The organism is Bacillus sp. JJ1566, from assembly GCF_036962685.1.
Classification (GTDB): Bacteria; Bacillota; Bacilli; order Bacillales; family Bacillaceae_L; genus Ferdinandcohnia.
The window spans coordinates 1-17315 of record NZ_JBALOP010000061.1; the positions used below are offsets into that span (position 1 = coordinate 1).

The window sequence follows — 17315 nt, forward strand, 5'->3', positions numbered from 1 at the left end:
GGGGATTGTTGTTGCTGTTGATTTCCACTGGATCCTGAGTTCCCCATAGACTCGCCGCGGAAAAAAGCTTGTAGAAAAGGATGTAGTAGACCATTGGACCCTTGGTTCCCTTGCTGCTGTTGTTGGAATTGTTGTTGCTGCTGATTTCCACTGGATCCGGAATTCTCTATAGGCATGATTTTTTGTTGCTGCTGATTTTCACTGGTTCCGGAATTCCCTTGGGACTGGGATTGTTGTTGCTGATTTTCACTGTTTCTTGATTTCTCTTGAGGCTTAGGTTGTTTCTGTTGATTTTCCCACCTATTTTTAAAAAATGACATACGAAAACCACCTAAAATATGATGGTTTAGTTTTCTACATATACAGGGAAATCATGCATATTAATCCAAAAAGAACCGGGCAGTTTTGCACGATTCTTAGATTTGGAAGCTACAGTTTTTGAAGATATTCTAGCCTAATGCCACATCAAGAATCATCATCACTACAAAGCCAATCATTAAACTCATGGAGGCGAGGTCCTTATTTCCTTTTTCCTGGGAGCTTGGAATAACCTCTTCCGCAACAACAAAGATCATCGCACCCGCCGCAAAGCTAAGTGCATATGGAAGCATCGGTTCAATGAAAGATACGGCAAATGCCCCGATAACAGCAGCGATTGGTTCGACCATCCCTGAAAATTGCCCGTAGAAAAAGCTTTTTCCACGCGACATGCCATCGCCTCTTAACGGCATCGAAACCGCAACACCTTCAGGAAAATTTTGAATGCCGATTCCAAGCGCCAATGTCAGCGCACCCGCTAAAGAAGCTTCCGTGCCACCATTAGCAATTGCACCAAACGCAATTCCGACTGCCAGCCCCTCAGGGATATTATGAAGCGTAATCGCTAGCACGAGTAGTGTACTTCTTTTTTGACCTTTCGGATTAAGTCCTTCCGCATCATTGATTGGTGCATTAGGGTGAAGATGAGGTAACACCTTATCAATTCCCCATAGAAAAATGCCACCTAATAAGAATCCGAATGCTGCAGGAAACCAAGCACCGATTTTGTGATTGCTTGACATCTCAATCGCCGGTCCCAAAAGCGACCAATAGCTAGCGGCAATCATCACACCCCCAGCAAATCCCAGCATACTATCTAAAAGGCGCTGATTGATGGTCTTCGTCGCAAAAACGAGAGTTGCTCCCAACGCCGTCATCCCCCATGTAAATAAAGTCGCAAGTAACGCCTGCATAACCGGATGTAAATTCTCGAAAAATGCAATCATTCCAAAGAACTCCTTTAATTCGAACTAAATTACAGTTAGGATATCCAAAACTTGGGCTAATTATGGATTAGGTTGTTGGGATATCGGTTGAAATTAGCGATATATCGAACCAAGATTGAAATATATCGCTCCAAACTCGGTTTATATCGACCCTAAATCTGAATATATCGGACAAAGCCATTTAGCCCTGTATCTAGCATCTACTGTTTTTGAAAAGAAATCACTCTGCTATAATCATAGGTACAAGAGGTGAAAACATGCAAAAGTTAGTTTTTGAAGACGCTTGGGATCGGACGATTTCACAGAAGGACCGCGAAGTAATCGAACATATTTTTCATGAGGTAGTTACTAAACTAGATTCGGGAATTACTTTCACTACCGTCCGAATTGCGGTTAATCATAAAAACGAACGGCTGGTAACAGCGATTGTACATAATAGAACCGAGCAAAATTTAGTTTTCGAAAATATACCGTTGCAAATTTGGGCTGGAAATACCCTGTTAGCGGAGCATACATTTACCCTTCCCGCTTTCCAGGTACCACCTGAAACTAGCATGCCGTGGACGTTTATTTTCACTGCTGGTCTTGAGGTTCCAGATTCCGCTATATTACGACTAAAAAAAGAGAAGTAGACTCTTTTACGAATCTACTTCTCTTTTTTTTAGCTTACCGGACCTTTTGTGATCTCAGTCAGTTTTGAATTGATGGCAAAGATTTTTCCGTTTACATCATTTATCCCAAAGCCACCTAATCGTTTCGTATGCATGTCGAGATATTTTTCTGCGCTATCTTTTGTCTCGAACAAATAAATCCCTCCCGCCTCTTTTGCTTCAGGATTTTCTGTCCAGATTTTCCAGATGAAGCCTGGCTCCTCATTAATACTTTTCGCCAAGTCCGTAAACGCAGTAGCCATCTCTTCTCCAAATGGTCCATCCATTTTAAAATCCACTTGTAATACGTATGACATATCTATTTCTCCTTTTTTAAATCTTTATACTAAAACGCCTTGTCTAATTCCTTTCAACGCAGTCGACCACGCAACAACATCGTCTAATGTATTATTTAAGGAATCCTCATGGAAAGGTGCTGGGTTGAATTTACTCATATCTTGGAAATCTGTGAATAAGCTCATCGCTACTGAAGGTCCTACAGTTGCTACCTTTGGCACCGTTAAAATAAGGCGTAAATTATTTGCTGCAGTAACACCTAAAGTCGATCCATAACTCACAATCCCCGCTGCTTTATGATTCCATTCAACGTATAAATAATCAATTGCATCCTTTAATCCAGACGTCACAGCCTTATTGTACTCTGGTGTGACAAAAATAAATCCATCAAGACTGCTAATTTTTTCAGACCAAACATGCGCCTCTGGTGCTTGATAATCCTGTGACATGATTGCCGGAATCGGCTCATTAAACTTTGGCAGATTATAATCTTTAATATCTACTAATTCAAATTCTGCATCCGTTCTCTTGTCCGCGATTGATTTCACCCATTCCGCGACTTGTCGATTAACTCGTGAATCCCTTGTGCTCCCTGTAATAATACCGATTTTAATCATGTTAATTCCTCCTAATGTTTATGTTGTATCTTTACTATAACAAGTGAAGAAACAGGAGGACACCAACAGTAAATTGGATTTGTTGCTTATCCAACACTTCTTAAAAAGTGTCTAAAAATTCGTGGGACGAGAGCCCTCTGTCCCATTACAAACTTTTTTGAAGCGCAATCATTTCCTCAGCCAATGCGTGTATTCGTTTTTTAAGTCCTTGGTTCGTAATTTCATTGTCATCATCAAATTCATCATTATGTACAAAAACGGTGTGAACAGGTACTGTGCCCTTTAGATATGAAAGGATTGGCTTCAGGTGATATTCCGAAACAAGAAAGTGCTTTTCCGTGCCACCAGTAGCAATCATACCCGTCACTTTATTTTTGAAGGAATCAACTGGAAAAAAGTCTAACAGATTTTTTAGCACACCCGAAATTGACGCCTGATAAATCGGTGTTCCAAAGACGAGCATATCTGCCTCTAGCATTTTATTTACCACATTAATCGTATCATCATTGTAAAAGCTTAATGGGCTTCCGTTCACAAATTCAATTTCGAAATCCTTGAGATCAATTAATTCGATTTGTACGGAGAAATCATGTGATTTTACAGCCGCTAAAACTTCATAGACAGCTTTCGATGTTTTTGCACCAATAAGTGAACCTGATATACCAACCAGTTTCATAACGCTAACCTCCTAAAATTGGACTCCAAGGCTTAGCGTTTACTTAAAATTGCTCATTTATTATAGACTCTAAACAAAAATACCACCGTCCAACGACCGTGGTATTTCCTATCCAAACTTTATTTATTTAGTTCATATACCTTTGCATATTTTTCTTCTAAATAATTTACGAGATAAGTAGCATTTAAGCCTTCACCGGTGACTTTCTTGATTAACTCATCAGGAGTAAAAATACCGCCGTATTGGTGTATTTTATCCTTTAGCCAATTTTGAATGACCTTAAATTCTCCTTTTTCAATATGGCTATAGAAGTCAGGTAATTCCCTTTTAATCGTATTCAAAATTTGTGCTGCGTATAAGTTTCCTAGTGAGTAAGATGGGAAGTAGCCTAAGCCACCAAATGACCAATGGACATCTTGAAGTACACCTAATGTGTCAGTAGGAGGTACAATCCCCAAATAGTCTTCCATCTTTTCATTCCATACAGCTGGAAGGTCCTTAACCGCAATATCTCCACTGATAAGGCCTTTTTCAATTTCATAACGTAGCATGATATGTAAATTGTAAGTTAATTCATCTGCCTCCACACGAATATAAGAAGGTTCCACAATATTAATTGCACGATAAAAATCTTTTACATCTAGATTTCCTAATTGGACAGGGAAATGATTTTGTAGGTCTTGATAAAAGAAGCTCCAAAACTCTTCACTGCGACCAACCATATTCTCTAAAAATCTTGATTGTGATTCATGAATCCCAAATGAAGTTCCACCGCAGATGGAGGTCCCTTCTAATTCAGGGTTAATATTTTGCTCATAAATACCATGTCCTGCTTCATGGATTGTACCAAAGATCGCTGAACGAACATTTTCCTCAAGATAACGAGTTGTAATTCGAACATCGCCCGTATTGATCGTTTGAGCAAATGGATGCACGGTCTCATCAAGTCGTCCAGCATTCATGTCAAACCCGATTCTTGGGAGTAGTAATTGGTTAAACTCTTTCTGAGTATTAGCATCGTAAAGCTTTTCAAAAATCTCGCCGTTTGGTTTAGAGGATGAGAGCTTGATTCGTTTTAGTATATCGATACTGCTTCTTCGCAATTCAGCAAAAAGTGGGTCCAGCTTTTCCACAGTCAATCCAGGCTCAAATTCATTTAATAAAGCATTATAAGGATGGCCTTCATACCCATAATACTCAGCAAATTGCTTTTTAATCTCAACAATTCGTTCAAGATATGGAAGATAAATCTCAAAATTATTGGTTTCTCTCGCTTCTTCCCATGCATCGTTTGCATTCGAGGTTAACACGATATATTCATTGTATAATTCTGATGGAATGCTTTTTGATTGTTGGTAGAAGTTATTTCGTTCACGTACAGTTGCCATAGTTACATCATCTAATTGGGGATATACATCTTCTGCTCTTAATGTCTCGAGCAGCTCACCCATTTCTTTAGAAATCGATAATTTAAAGATTTCCGTAGATAATGTTCCAATCGAATTGGCAAATAAAGAACGTCCTTTTTTCGGTGCCATTACTTTTTGATCCCAACCTGCAAGAGCTAACACACTGTTGAGATGCGTGATTTTTTGATCTAATTCTTTAAATTGGTTGACCTTCTCTTGAAGTTCCGTGTTTAATCCTTGTGTAATTGACATACTCTTCCCCCTCGAGAATTACATCACTTTTAAGCTTTATTATAATTAAATTCTAAAAATTAACAATAATAAAGCAGAAAAATCCTTCGAGAAACGAAAAAATTTTCCCTTAAATTAAATTACTACTTTCATTTATGAAAATTTTCTCTTGTAAAATTGAATTTTATAATATATTATGGTTTAAGTAAAACGAAACCATTACGATTTATATTAAAATCCAGAAGCATAAAACATCCTTATAAGTTTTGGTTGTTTCTTTTTTTAGTAACATAATCGGAATGATTACGATATGCATTTTAACTATATCCACTAAATCGGAATGATTATGATTGAAAGGAAGAATTATGAAAACGAAATATCTATTTGCAATATTATTTTTATTAACAAGCACGCTTTTATTTGGATGCAACGCGGAGAAGAAAATAAACACAAATGAGGTCAACGAGACGACCACCCCTTCAGAGCGTCTAAAAATTTTTACTACGGTATATCCATTACAGGACTTTACAGAAAAAATTGGTGGAGAACACGTAGAGGTCAAAAGTGTATTTCCGATTGGAGCTGATGCTCACACATTTGAACCTACTACAAAAACAATGGTAGAGATTGCTGAAGCAGATGCACTTTTATATATAGGCGCCGGTGTGGAAGGATTTATTACGGCAGCCAGTAAAGCTATGAATAACGAAAAAGTACAACTAGTGAAGACAACAGAAGGTATGAAGTTAGCGAAAGCGGAGCGTGAAGAACCTCATTATGATGAGGATGAGGATGAAGCAGAGCGTCAAGAAGATCATTCCAATGAAAGTCATAGTCACGATGCCCATGAGGATGAGTCAGAAACAGAACACAGTAGTCATAACGAGCATGAAGAACACCATCATCATGGCGACGTTGACCCACATGTTTGGTTAGATCCCGTATTATCAATTGAATTAGCAGAAAATGTTCTTCATACCCTTGAACAATTAAAACCAGAGGCAAAGGATGATTTTGAAAGAAACTTTAAAGAATTACGTGCTAGCTTGCTAGAATTAGACAAAGATTTCCAGGATCTCGTTAATCAGTCTCCTAAAAAGAAAATATTAGTTTCACATTCAGCGTATGGGTACTGGGAATCGAGATATGGCATTCAACAGCTTAGTGTTTCCGGTCTATCACCGAGTAATGAGCCAACTCAAAAAGCACTAAAAAATATTATCAATACAGCTAATAAATATAACATTAAGTTTGTCATATTTGATCAGAATCTATCATCCAAAGCAGCAGAAGTGGTAAAAAATGAACTAAACGCGGAAAGCTTAACCCTTCATAATCTTGAATCAATTACTGCAGCAGACGACGCCAATGGCGCTGACTATTTTAGTATTATGAAGCAAAATCTTGATACATTGAGGAAGGCTTTAAATTAAAAAGAAAGCATAGGTCTTCAAAACCTATGCTTTCCCTTATCTTATGAGTTCAAATCATACATTTGGCCTTTAATTAAATAGGCTGCACTTTCGGCAATGTTGGTAATATGGTCTGCTGTTCGTTCAAGATAGCGATTAATCAATAATAATTGTACCATGTGTTCGGTTTCCTCAGGGTGATCTTTTAAATAGCCTGTCATTAACTTATAGGCATCACCACTGAATTGATCAACCTCATCGTCCAATTCACCAACTTCTTTGGCTAGCGCGATGTCTCCATTTAAAAATGAATCTAATCCCTTTTGAAGCATCTTAATGGAGAGATCCTTCATTTTTTCAAGAATGGAGATATTCACTAATGAATCGGCATTCCCTATTTTGATTGTTGATTTTGCAATATTCACTCCAAAATCCGCAATTCGCTCAATTTCTGAACTGATTTTTAAAGCTCCAATGATTTTACGTAAGTCTCGAGCCACAGGTTGTTCTTTCGCTAAAAGCCATATGATAAAATGATTAATTTCGGTATCAAGATCATCCACTACCTCATCTTCATCAATAACCTTTAAAGCTAATTCCACATCTTTTGTCTTTAAGGCTTCAAACGATTTTTCAAGTGATGCAGCAGCTAAATCGCTCATTGTTTTCATTTTCGCTTGCAGATCCTGCAAACTATTCTCGAAATTTCCACGAACAACCATATATTCACCCTCCAATTTTGGGACATGGGGACAGGTCCCCTGTCCCATTATCCGAATCTGCCTGTAATATAATCTTCCGTTCTTTGATCGCTTGGCACCGAAAAGATTTTATTGGTTTCATCAAATTCGACGACTTCCCCACTTAAGAAAAATGCCGTTTTATCCGAGACCCTCGCTGCTTGCTGCATGTTATGGGTCACAATCACAATCGTGTAATCCTTCTTCATGTTTTCAATTAATTCTTCCACTTTTAACGTAGAGATAGGGTCCAATGCGGAGGTAGGCTCATCCATTAGGATAATATCCGGTTTCATCGCAATTGCACGTGCGATACACACACGTTGCTGCTGACCACCAGAAAGGCCAAGTGCCGATGTTTTAAGACGATCCTTTACTTCATCCCAGATTGCCGCACCACGTAAGCTACTTTCAACAATTTCATTTAGCTCTTTTTTATTTTTAATTCCTTGCATTCTTGGACCATAGGCGACATTGTCATAAATACTCATCGGAAATAGATTTGCCTTTTGAAAAACCATTCCAACCTTTGTTCTTAATTTTATCACATCAGTCGTTTTATATATATCCTCATTGTCAATCGTAATATTGCCACTAATTTTTACGCTATCAATCAAATCATTCATGCGGTTTAATGTTCGTAGGAACGTTGATTTACCGCATCCAGATGGACCAATAAGAGCCGTAACCTCATTGGCAAGTATATCAAGTGAAATGGAGTACAGTGCTTGTTTTTCCCCATAAAATAAATTTAAATCATGAACACTGATTTTGACTTCTTTATTTGATTGCTTTAACGGTGAATTATTCATCTTCACTTTAATCCCTTTTGTACTCATGTCAACACCTCTTTTAATAGTCCGCTTTATTTAATTTTTTCGAGATAAATGTTGCCATTAGGTTCAACGCTAGAATAATCACGATTAAGACAATTCCAACTGCCGAAGCTAATTCAATGTCACCTGACTCCTGTGTAACTAAGAATGAATGAACCGTTAATGTTCGTGCTGATGAGAAGATACTCGAAGGCATTGCAGCAACCGTTCCTGCTGTTAAAAAGATCGCAGCAGACTCACCAACGATTCTTCCAATCGATAGGATAATTCCAGATAGGATACCAGGCATGGCACTTGGTAAAATGACTTTAATTAACGTTTGAAGCTTGGTTGTTCCCAATGCTAGTGACCCCTCACGATAGGAGTCGGGCACTGTTTTTAGCGATTCCTCTGTAGTTCGGATGATAACAGGTAATACGATAATGGTTAATGTTAAGGAAGCAGCGATGATCGACATACCCATTTTTAACGTTGTCACAAAGAACACGGCTCCAAATAATCCATAAATAATCGACGGAATCCCTGTTAAGCTTTCAGTTGCAAAACGAATGAGATTTACTAAGCGCCCTTGTTTTGCATACTCTTGCAAATAAACGGCTGCAAAAATTCCAATAGGAGTTGCGATAATTAGTGAGATGACAATGGTATAAATAGTTGTGATTACCATCGGCCAAATTCCACCGCCACCAGCAGGGGAATAGTCACCAAAGATAAAATCAAAGCTGATTAATCGATATCCCTTAAAAAAGATATAACCAACGATCATGACGAGAATGGCAACAGTTAAGAAAGCCGCTCCCCAAAGAAATCCGCGGTACAAATGATCTTTAAACTTTCTCAACTCACTTACCACCCTTCGCACTGATTCTTGCCAATACAAAATTTAAGATTAAAATAAACGAGAACAACACAATACCAGTAGCAAATAACATCTCTTGGTGAGTACCGAATGCATATCCCATTTCTAACGCAATATTTGTTGTTAACGGACGCACGCTATCTGTTAGGCTTGTTGGTAAGATAAGGCTGTTTCCTGCTACTAAGATAACCGCCATGGTTTCCCCAATTGCTCGACCTAATCCTAAAACAATAGCCGCCATAATTCCTGACCTAGCAGATGGGACAACAACTTTAAAGATTGTCTCTATTTCAGAAGTACCTAGCGCCAATGAACCTTCACGGTATGCTTTCGGGACAGCACGAATGGCTGTTTCAGCAACTGTCACAATGGTCGGAAGCATCATGATTGCTAATACAAGAATAACCGCGATCAAGCTTTGTCCTTTTACTAGGTTTAATTGATTTTGTAAAAACGGGACGATAAGTGCAAGCCCAAATACACCATATAAAACAGAAGGGATTCCAGCCAATAGCTGTACAGCTGGCGAAATGATCCTCGCTACGCTTTTTGGTGCTATTTCAGCTAAGAAAATGGCTGTAAATAAACCAATAGGCACCCCAATTACCAAGGCACCAATTGTCGCATAAATGGATGCTACAATCATCGGCAAAATGCCAAATTTATCTTCACTCGGAACCCAATCGACTCCAAAGATAAAGTCAAAAAAGCTATAGCCTTCTATTAAAAACGGGAGTGATCCCTTATAAAATACAAATCCTACGATTAATAATAAGCTGATTACTGAAAGAAGTGCACAAAACTGAAACAATCTTGATGACAGCTTCTCTAACAAGTACTTCCGCTTATTTGAACGATTTACCTCTTCAGGCTGCCTTGACATACGTATTCCCCCAAAACTCTTTTTCACTTAATAGTTTTTTTCGTGCAGTTATTTAATAGGAATAGCTCCTGTTTCAGCAACAATTGCTTGTCCATCCGGGCTCAAAATATAGTCGATATATTGCTTTCCAGCATCAGATATTTGATCCTCTTTGTGTACAAATAAAAATGGACGAGACAAGCTATATTTTTGCTGCAGCACATTCTCAGCTGTAGCCTCGACTCCATTTATATCGATTGTCGAAATGGAGGAATCAATATATTCAAATGAAATAAAACCAACCGCATGTTTATTCCCTGCAACCGTCGTTTTTATATTTCCGTTACCACTCGCAATGATTGCACTTCTTACTAATTCACCTGAAGAATACCCAACGATTTCTTGAAAGGCATCTCGTGATCCGGAGCCATCTTCCCTAGAAACAACAACAATTTCCATGTCGTCGCCACCCAGCTCTTTCCAATTAGTAACCTCACCAGTAAAAATGGATTTCACTTGTTCCATTGTAAGGTTTTTTACCTTGTTGGTAGGGTGTGTCACAACAACAATTCCATCGTAAGCAATGATGGTCTCTGTGAGCCCACTTGCAATTTCTTCTTCTTTTAAATCACGGGAGGACATTCCAATTTCCGATACTCCGTTTATCGCATTTTGAATTCCTGCTGATGATCCAATTTGATTTATTTCAACTTTTACATTACTTGCCTCTTGAAACTTTTCTGCAATCTTTTCAGCTAACGGGCCTACTGAGGTGGATCCCGATACAGAAACAGTAGCCGAACCTACATTTGACGACTCTTCGCCTTCCGTATTACTATTTCCACAAGCTGATAAGATGGCTGTTAAGAATAGCACTACTAATCCTAGTATTGTCCTTCTTTTTAACGACATTTTTTAAAACCTCCAAGGTAATCGATTTTATTCGACATGTAAAGAATAAACGCTGTATGTAAAGATTCATTGAACCTTTTGTAAAGGTTTTGTAAATTTTATGAATGCGCTTTTAAATTTCTGTAAAGATTATCATTTGAACAAACAATTGTAATCACCTTTCATCCCGAACAAACGAAAAATACCACAGTCCGACGACCGTGGTATTTTTAACATTTTCCTTCTTTTTAATTATCTGTGAGTCATGCCAGGTCCGGGATAGTAGCCGCTATGGCCGTGGTGATAGCCATGACCGTGGTGATACCCATGACCTGGATAAAATCCTCCATGACCGTGATGATACCCATGACCTGGAAAATATCCGCCGTGGCCATGGTGATACCCATGACCTGGAAAATATCCGCCGTGGCCATGATGGTAACCTTGTCCCGGAAAATAAGGCTGTACTTGTAGACCAGGGGATCCACCATAAATTCCAAATAGTTGTCTTTCCATATTGTCTCTCCTCCTCGAGTAGGTTGCACAATAGTGTATGTGTCCCTATTCGTGGAGGTGCCAAGAAAAAAATGGGCATGTGTACACCCCCTGTCCCTAACTTGGTATCCACACTTTTGTATAGTCTATATGTCCAAAGGAATGTGATTCAACATCTCTTATAGTAGAGTCTAGATTTCTAGTTAAAATAGGATGATATAAATAAAACATTGCAAGTTCAGTTTGTAGGTAATGTTCGATTTCTTCCATTATTATTGTCCTCTTTATACTATCACCTTCGAGCTCAAACATTCTGATCTTTCTATGTACATATTCCTCAATTTCCTTGGAAAATAGCCTATTAATTAGTAATGATGTATTCATAAAAGCGTAGGAGAATGCTAGGTGTTTATCAAAAGAGAGCGACAAACCCATGATTAAGATATCAATTTCATCCTCAATTCCCTCTTTTAAAATCTCAGTGTATGAAGTTGGATGGATTGTCATTGAAACACCATATTTACTTGCTTCACTTTTTAACCACTCGGCTTCTTTTCGTGCGCGTTCGTGATCGAAGCAATAGAGGTTCAGATTTTCTCCTCCATAGCCAGATAATTGCAGGAGTTTTTGAATTTTGTTTGATGACTTTAATACTGATTTTGAGCGCTCTATATCCAGGCTACTTGCCCCTACCACATCCATTCCTAAGTCGACTGCCATGTTTTGCACGTCAAATAAATGGAAAACGGCTTCCCTGAAAGTATGCTGTTGGATAATATTTTTGCGATTTAGGTTAAAAGAAAGCAGCTGCACTCCTGAATTCTTAATTTTATGCAGGTGTTGTTTTACCTGAGACATATCTTCCTCACTGGAAAGATAGAGCATTTTGGCGGTTTCATTTGAAACATGGAAGAACTGAATTTCGTCTATTAATGGACGTTCTTTGAAATAGAAATCGTTTGCTTGTAACACTAGCTTTACATCCGTTCTTTCCTTCAATATAAATGGACCCGTACCAACCCACTCGAATTCATCAAAATGAACACTTGCAGGTAAAATACAAAATAGTGGAGCAGAAAGATATCGTAAAAGGAACGGATTGGGTTCATCAAGATGGATTTCAACCTTCTGGGGGTGAGGACATTCCACTTTTCGTATATTTCGAACAAGCCATGAATTAGAGGGAGACTCATTCTTGAATCGTTCAATCGTGTAAGCTACATCAGTACTCGTAACATAGCCATCGTTATGAAAAAATACACCCTTCCGCAAATAGAACGTCCAAACCCTACCCGAACTGTCAACATCGAAATGGTGAGCAATATGTGGTATAAAGCAATCCTCATCTTTGTCGTATCGGATGAGTGTGTCGCCTAAATACTCTAAAAGATGTGTTTCTAAAGCTAAGGAAACACGTAATGGATCCAATGACCTAATGTCTCTTGCCTTAAATGCATATAATACATCTTTCAACTCTGCTTGGTCATGTTTAATCCCCAGCATATTCCTAATATCATTTGAGAAATTCACAACCCAAGACTTTGGTATAGGAAGGCGGAGTATTTCTGCGACTTTTTCAAGCTTACCCTTTTTTAGACAATCATCAATAAAGGTCTCAATCTCTTCTTGAAAGGAAGTAAAATAACTAACCTTAGAAACATTTCCTCTTCCTCTACCTGGTTGATACATTAAACGCTTTTTATCCTCTAGCTGCCGGATTATCCGTTTTGTATTTTTTCTAGAACAACACCAAATGGCATCAACATCTTCAAGTTTTAAATTGTAGTCCTTACCTTTTTTAAAATGCTCTAAATGTGAGCGTAAAATGAAATAACGTTCTTCCACACTTACACCTCCTAAAAGGGGACATATTCAACTTAATATTACCCTTTTTCCCCCTTTTTAGATAGTTCATAATAGTTATAAGTGAAGATGGAAAGGATGAATCCAATGTTTAAACATTCAATCTGGAGAGAACAAAATGCGATTCTATATTTCTCCGGAACTGCATTATCAAAATTAGGAGATAAATTTTACATTATTGCAATCCCATGGCTCATCTACGAATTAACTCAATCCGCAGCAAGCATGGGAATGATGTTTCTTTTTCAAACATTGCCCTTTATTGTAGTATCTCCAATCGCCGGAGTCCTTGCTGATCGTTTACCAAGAAGAACACTACTCTTTTCATGTGCTATTTTTCAGGGCTTATTGGTGGCATTAATTCCAATATTAAGCATTTTACAAGTGTTACAGATTTGGCAAATTTATTTTCTAGGCTTCCTGATTGCAAGTTTAGGGGCTGTGTTCTCTGTAGTAAATGCAACAGTAGTCCCACAATTGTTCAAGAAAGAAAGTTTAATAAAAGTAAATACAACACTACAGTTCATTGATACTTCTTCAGTACTGTTTGGTAGTATGTTAGCTGGGATCTTAATCTCAAAAATAAACGTATATAATGTTCTTTTCTTAGATGCGTTCTCATTTTTCCCAATAGCGGTTTCCGTTTTATTTTTAACATTTTTATCTGTTGAAACCCCTTCAAAGGTTAAATCTAATTCATGGCAACAGCTTCGTGAAGGTGCTAACTTTTTGCTAAAGCACTCGCTTTTAGGTCCCTTTACCCTGCTTGTATTAATCGCAAATGTTGCCAATGGTGCATTAATAAGTATGTTAGTCTATTTTTCTCGTGAAAAATTGTTGTTAACCTCTGAGGAGATTGGATGGGTGTATGCGGGTGCGGCAGTTACCCAAATTATCGCAATTGCTATCATTAATTATCTAGGAAACAAGGGCAATCACATTCGTTTAATGTTAAACAATATCATGATCAGTGGGCTTGGCATCATCACCCTCTCTTTCAGTTGGAATTGGCAAACGTTATTGCTCGCTGTCGCCATCCAAAGTGCGCCCGTTATTATGTTCAATGTGTTATTTAAAACCATGCGTCAAAGACTTGTGCCCTCCTATATCTTTGGGAGAGTAAACGGAATTATCTCAATGCTAGGGCTGGGTACGTTGCCGTTGGCAGGATTTCTTACGGGGATTATTGCTGAGTTTGTTGATATCCGGATCATCTTTTTTGTGTTGGGATTCGTATCGCTTCTAGTACCATTTGGATTTACTAAACTAGCAAAATTGAATGTGGAAGAAGAGGAGAAGAAGGTCACGGTCATATAAGTCAAATAGTAAAAATAAGGCTGCATTTTAAGTACAAATGCAGCCTTGCTTAGAGAGTTAATTTTTCTTTCCAACAATTTGTTTATTGTGGGTCTTGCCTTTTCCAAGGTTCTTCGATGCTTTCTAGCCAATGAACCCAAGCGCTAAAGCTACCATCAAATTATTTCTGGGAATTTCTCAAAGGTTGCTGAATGAAGTGAACCACTAACTGGGTTCATACCTTGAGTAGCATATGGACCGATTGTTACTTGAAAGTCACCCCAGAAAATTATTCGGAGCTATTTTACATTTCGGTTTAAAAAAGCTTTTGTACGTTCATGCTTTGGATTGGAGAAGATTTCATTAGGATGGCCTGATTCAACAATCTCTCCCTTATCCATAAAAATTACTTTATTAGCAACTTCCTTAGCAAATCCCATTTCATGCGTTACCACAATCATCGTCATTTGCTCTTCCGCAAGCTTCCTCATAACCTGCAGTACTTCACCAGTTAATTCTGGGTCCAAGGCGGAAGTAGGCTCATCAAACAATAGAATTTCCGGATTCATCATTAAAGCACGTGCTATCGCTACTCTTTGTTTTTGACCGCCTGAAAGATTTGCTGGATATGCCGAAGCTCGTTCAGTCAACCCAATTTTATCCATTAGTTCTTTGCTTCTTGCTTGAATTTCTAATGAAGACTCTTTGTTAACCAATTTAGGAGCCATTTCCAGATTTTCTTTAACGGTTAGATGAGGGAAGAGATTAAAATGCTGAAAAACCATACCCATCTTTGAAGTGATCTGCTTGATTTTTTGTGGTTTCGAATAGATGCCATCTTTAACAAGATCTTCACCACATACCTTGATGCTTCCTTCATTAATTTCTTCAAGGTAAACTAGACTTCGAAGCATTGTACTTTTTCCAGATCCGGAAGGACCTATCACTGCAATTACATCATTTTTATTAACATCAAAAGTGATCTGTTTAAGAACTTCTAGCTTATCATAAGATTTTTTGAGGTTGGATATTTCAATAACTGCCACATCCTACACACCCTTTTATTCGAATTTAAATTTTCTCTCAAGTAACTTAAATAGTAGTGTCAATAGCAAAGTCATCAATAAATAAATAATACCTGCTATAAAAAACGGAACAATGGTAAAGTCTCGGTTTACCGCCGTTTGAGCAAAATGCAACAATTCCGGTACAGCAACCGCATAGAGTAACGCTGTATCCTTTACTAATGTCACAGATTCATTTGCTACAGATGGAAGGGCAATACGAACCATTTGAGGAATAATGACACGAGTAGTAGTTTGCCATTTATTCAAACCTAGCACTTGAGCAGCCTCATACTGGCCTTTATCTATAGCCAAAAGACCTCCACGAAAGATTTCTGCAAAATAGGCAGTATAGTTTAAAATAAAACCTATAGATGCAGCCACAAAACGGTCGAGTACCAAATACTCGCCAACAATAGGTAACATGGGTAATCCAAAACATATAAATAATAGTTGTAGTAATAGTGGTGTACCACGCATCACATATATGTATAGATGCGCAAACCCAGAGAGGAGTTTAATATTGCTTCTTACAGCTAATGTTAGTAAGAAACCAAGTGGAATTGATACTACAATAGAGATTAAAAACAAAAGGATTGTTGCTTTAGCCCCTTCTAACATCGGCCAAAGTATTGATAGAATATAATCAATAGACATAATAGGATTCCTCCATAAAACAAACAGGATTCCCTTTAGGAAATCCTGTTGCCTAAATATCGTTAAAACTACTTTATTTTAATACTTTATCTTCACCAAACCATTTTTTAGAAATTTCCGCTGCTGTACCATCTTCGTTCATTTCATCTAAAGCTTTTTGTAGTTTCTCAAGTAGGGGTTCATTTCCCTTTTTTACACCTACTCCGTATTCTTCAGGAGCCAAGGAGTCTTCAAGTACTTTAAAAGTACCGCTATCTTTGGATAAATAATAGTTAATGACAACCTCATCAATAACAACAGCATCCAGACGACCTACTTTTAAATCATTTAAAGCTAAAACATTATCTGAGAACTCTGTAACCTCTTTAATTTTTGATTTAATAGGGTTAGATTCTAGAGCATCTGATGCCGAAGATAGAGACTGAAGACCAACAACCTTACCCTCTAAATCATCTATATTCATAATATTTGAATCAGCCAATGTCACAATAACTTGTGCATTTTTCAAATACGGTTTTGTAAAAAGAACTTTTTCTTTACGTTCTTCATTAATTGTATACCCATTCCAGATTAAATCAATTCTGCCACTACTCAACTCAGATTCTTTTGTTTTCCAATCAATCGGTTGAAATTTTACTTCTACGCCCATTTTTTCAGCAGCAGCTTTCGCGTAGTCAATATCAAATCCAACAATTTCATTATTTTCATCTCTAAACCCCATAGGTGCAAATTTATCATCGATACCGATTACCAATGTATTTTCATCCTCTGAGTTCTTTGAAGTTGTATTGGAACATCCTGCTAGTATAATAAATATCGTTAGAATGGACAGAAAAATTGTTACGTTACGTTTCATGGTTTTATAGCCACCTTTAACTTATTTAAATGATTTTTTAAAGAGTTGTACCATTTGTTTTGTTATTACAGTGATAGTTCATATAAAAAATGAAATAGTAGTTTACAAAGTTTACAGACACTTTAGTTCGCTAATATATTAGAGTGGTGAACTAACGATAATAAATTTAGCATAAACTTAGAATTCATGTCAATGGAATTTTTTAGTGCATTAGCATACTAAAGGATTTTTTATGAACTGTGATCGAGAAAAGCAGAGCGAATTGCTCTCACCCTTTGATTTTCTTAACTCCTTTTTAATAATAAAAAAGCCTAAGAATATTGAACTGCACCCCAATTG

The 17315-nt window shown here is 37.6% G+C and carries 18 protein-coding genes and 1 pseudogene; 3 read left to right on the forward strand and 16 right to left on the reverse strand.

Going from position 1 to position 17315, the window contains the following annotated elements; translation table 11 throughout:
* Positions 1-320 (reverse strand): annotated as a pseudogene (locus tag V7112_RS21210) (hypothetical protein); the annotation flags it as partial.
* Positions 321-449: 129 nt separating this feature from the next.
* Complete coding sequence (locus V7112_RS21215) at positions 450-1265, reverse strand: ZIP family metal transporter (RefSeq protein WP_335423517.1); 816 nt, start codon at positions 1263-1265, stop codon at positions 450-452.
* Positions 1266-1522: 257 nt separating this feature from the next.
* Between V7112_RS21215 and V7112_RS21220 the strand changes: the two genes are divergently transcribed.
* Complete coding sequence (locus V7112_RS21220; protein WP_335423518.1) at positions 1523-1897, forward strand: SLAP domain-containing protein; 375 nt, start codon at positions 1523-1525, stop codon at positions 1895-1897.
* Positions 1898-1926: 29 nt separating this feature from the next.
* Here the strand turns inward: V7112_RS21220 and V7112_RS21225 are convergent, their stop codons facing one another.
* From V7112_RS21225 to V7112_RS21240, 4 genes are all read right to left on the reverse strand, one after another.
* The gene (locus V7112_RS21225; protein ID WP_335423519.1) at positions 1927-2232 is read right to left on the reverse strand and encodes a monooxygenase; all 306 of its coding nucleotides are present in this window, start codon (positions 2230-2232) and stop codon (positions 1927-1929) included.
* A gap of 24 nt (positions 2233-2256) precedes the next feature.
* Entirely contained in the window at positions 2257-2829 is a 573-nt protein-coding gene (locus V7112_RS21230; RefSeq protein ID WP_335423520.1) for an NADPH-dependent FMN reductase, read from the reverse strand.
* Between the two features lie 145 nt (positions 2830-2974).
* Positions 2975-3505: an NADPH-dependent FMN reductase gene (locus V7112_RS21235; RefSeq protein WP_335423521.1), complete on the reverse strand. Its 531-nt coding sequence runs from the start codon at positions 3503-3505 to the stop codon at positions 2975-2977.
* 119 nt (positions 3506-3624) lie between these two features.
* Entirely contained in the window at positions 3625-5166 is a 1542-nt protein-coding gene (locus V7112_RS21240) for a carboxypeptidase M32 (protein WP_335423522.1), read from the reverse strand.
* Between the two features lie 344 nt (positions 5167-5510).
* On the opposite strand from V7112_RS21240, the gene V7112_RS21245 reads away from it, so the two are divergent.
* Positions 5511-6578: a metal ABC transporter solute-binding protein, Zn/Mn family gene (locus V7112_RS21245; protein ID WP_335423524.1), complete on the forward strand. Its 1068-nt coding sequence runs from the start codon at positions 5511-5513 to the stop codon at positions 6576-6578.
* Positions 6579-6619: 41 nt separating this feature from the next.
* Here the strand turns inward: V7112_RS21245 and phoU are convergent, their stop codons facing one another.
* From phoU to V7112_RS21280, 7 genes are all read right to left on the reverse strand, one after another.
* Entirely contained in the window at positions 6620-7279 is a 660-nt protein-coding gene (phoU, locus tag V7112_RS21250) for a phosphate signaling complex protein PhoU (RefSeq protein ID WP_335423526.1), read from the reverse strand.
* 47 nt (positions 7280-7326) lie between these two features.
* Complete coding sequence (gene pstB, locus V7112_RS21255; RefSeq protein WP_335423544.1) at positions 7327-8109, reverse strand: phosphate ABC transporter ATP-binding protein PstB; 783 nt, start codon at positions 8107-8109, stop codon at positions 7327-7329.
* A 40-nt stretch (positions 8110-8149) separates the two neighbouring features.
* Complete coding sequence (gene pstA, locus V7112_RS21260; protein WP_335423527.1) at positions 8150-8974, reverse strand: phosphate ABC transporter permease PstA; 825 nt, start codon at positions 8972-8974, stop codon at positions 8150-8152.
* 1 nt (position 8975) lies between these two features.
* Entirely contained in the window at positions 8976-9875 is a 900-nt protein-coding gene (gene pstC, locus V7112_RS21265) for a phosphate ABC transporter permease subunit PstC (RefSeq protein ID WP_335423529.1), read from the reverse strand.
* A 48-nt stretch (positions 9876-9923) separates the two neighbouring features.
* Entirely contained in the window at positions 9924-10766 is an 843-nt protein-coding gene (locus V7112_RS21270) for a phosphate ABC transporter substrate-binding protein (RefSeq protein WP_335423532.1), read from the reverse strand.
* A 242-nt stretch (positions 10767-11008) separates the two neighbouring features.
* Entirely contained in the window at positions 11009-11245 is a 237-nt protein-coding gene (locus V7112_RS21275; RefSeq protein WP_335423533.1) for a hypothetical protein, read from the reverse strand.
* Positions 11246-11357: 112 nt separating this feature from the next.
* Complete coding sequence (locus V7112_RS21280; RefSeq protein WP_335423535.1) at positions 11358-13085, reverse strand: ABC transporter substrate-binding protein; 1728 nt, start codon at positions 13083-13085, stop codon at positions 11358-11360.
* A gap of 105 nt (positions 13086-13190) precedes the next feature.
* Here V7112_RS21280 and V7112_RS21285 point away from each other — a divergent pair, with 105 nt between their 5' ends.
* On the forward strand, positions 13191-14420 hold the full coding sequence (locus V7112_RS21285) for an MFS transporter (protein ID WP_335423537.1): 1230 nt from the start codon (positions 13191-13193) through the stop codon (positions 14418-14420).
* A 278-nt stretch (positions 14421-14698) separates the two neighbouring features.
* Here V7112_RS21285 and V7112_RS21290 read toward each other — a convergent pair whose 3' ends face one another.
* The 3 genes from V7112_RS21290 to V7112_RS21300 form a co-directional block, all read right to left on the reverse strand.
* Positions 14699-15445, reverse strand: a complete 747-nt coding sequence (locus V7112_RS21290; protein ID WP_335423539.1) for an amino acid ABC transporter ATP-binding protein — start codon at positions 15443-15445, stop codon at positions 14699-14701.
* Positions 15446-15460: 15 nt separating this feature from the next.
* Complete coding sequence (locus tag V7112_RS21295; protein WP_335423541.1) at positions 15461-16120, reverse strand: amino acid ABC transporter permease; 660 nt, start codon at positions 16118-16120, stop codon at positions 15461-15463.
* A 73-nt stretch (positions 16121-16193) separates the two neighbouring features.
* Entirely contained in the window at positions 16194-16976 is a 783-nt protein-coding gene (locus V7112_RS21300) for an amino acid ABC transporter substrate-binding protein (RefSeq protein WP_335423543.1), read from the reverse strand.
* Between the last annotated feature and the right edge of the window lie 339 nt (positions 16977-17315).

Bases quoted from the DNA above. Each gene is read 5' to 3' on its own strand.
- V7112_RS21300 (WP_335423543.1), bottom strand. From the start codon at position 16,976: ATGAAACGTAACGTAACAATTTTTCTGTCCATTCTAACGATATTTATT.
- V7112_RS21285 (WP_335423537.1), top strand. From the start codon at position 13,191: ATGTTTAAACATTCAATCTGGAGAGAACAAAATGCGATTCTATATTTC.
- V7112_RS21230 (WP_335423520.1), bottom strand. From the start codon at position 2,829: ATGATTAAAATCGGTATTATTACAGGGAGCACAAGGGATTCACGAGTT.
- V7112_RS21220 (WP_335423518.1), top strand. From the start codon at position 1,523: ATGCAAAAGTTAGTTTTTGAAGACGCTTGGGATCGGACGATTTCACAG.
- phoU (WP_335423526.1), bottom strand. From the start codon at position 7,279: ATGGTTGTTCGTGGAAATTTCGAGAATAGTTTGCAGGATCTGCAAGCG.
- V7112_RS21295 (WP_335423541.1), bottom strand. From the start codon at position 16,120: ATGTCTATTGATTATATTCTATCAATACTTTGGCCGATGTTAGAAGGG.
- V7112_RS21245 (WP_335423524.1), top strand. From the start codon at position 5,511: ATGAAAACGAAATATCTATTTGCAATATTATTTTTATTAACAAGCACG.
- V7112_RS21225 (WP_335423519.1), bottom strand. From the start codon at position 2,232: ATGTCATACGTATTACAAGTGGATTTTAAAATGGATGGACCATTTGGA.
- V7112_RS21270 (WP_335423532.1), bottom strand. From the start codon at position 10,766: ATGTCGTTAAAAAGAAGGACAATACTAGGATTAGTAGTGCTATTCTTA.
- V7112_RS21235 (WP_335423521.1), bottom strand. From the start codon at position 3,505: ATGAAACTGGTTGGTATATCAGGTTCACTTATTGGTGCAAAAACATCG.
- pstB (WP_335423544.1), bottom strand. From the start codon at position 8,109: ATGAATAATTCACCGTTAAAGCAATCAAATAAAGAAGTCAAAATCAGT.
- V7112_RS21215 (WP_335423517.1), bottom strand. From the start codon at position 1,265: ATGATTGCATTTTTCGAGAATTTACATCCGGTTATGCAGGCGTTACTT.
- V7112_RS21240 (WP_335423522.1), bottom strand. From the start codon at position 5,166: ATGTCAATTACACAAGGATTAAACACGGAACTTCAAGAGAAGGTCAAC.
- pstC (WP_335423529.1), bottom strand. From the start codon at position 9,875: ATGTCAAGGCAGCCTGAAGAGGTAAATCGTTCAAATAAGCGGAAGTAC.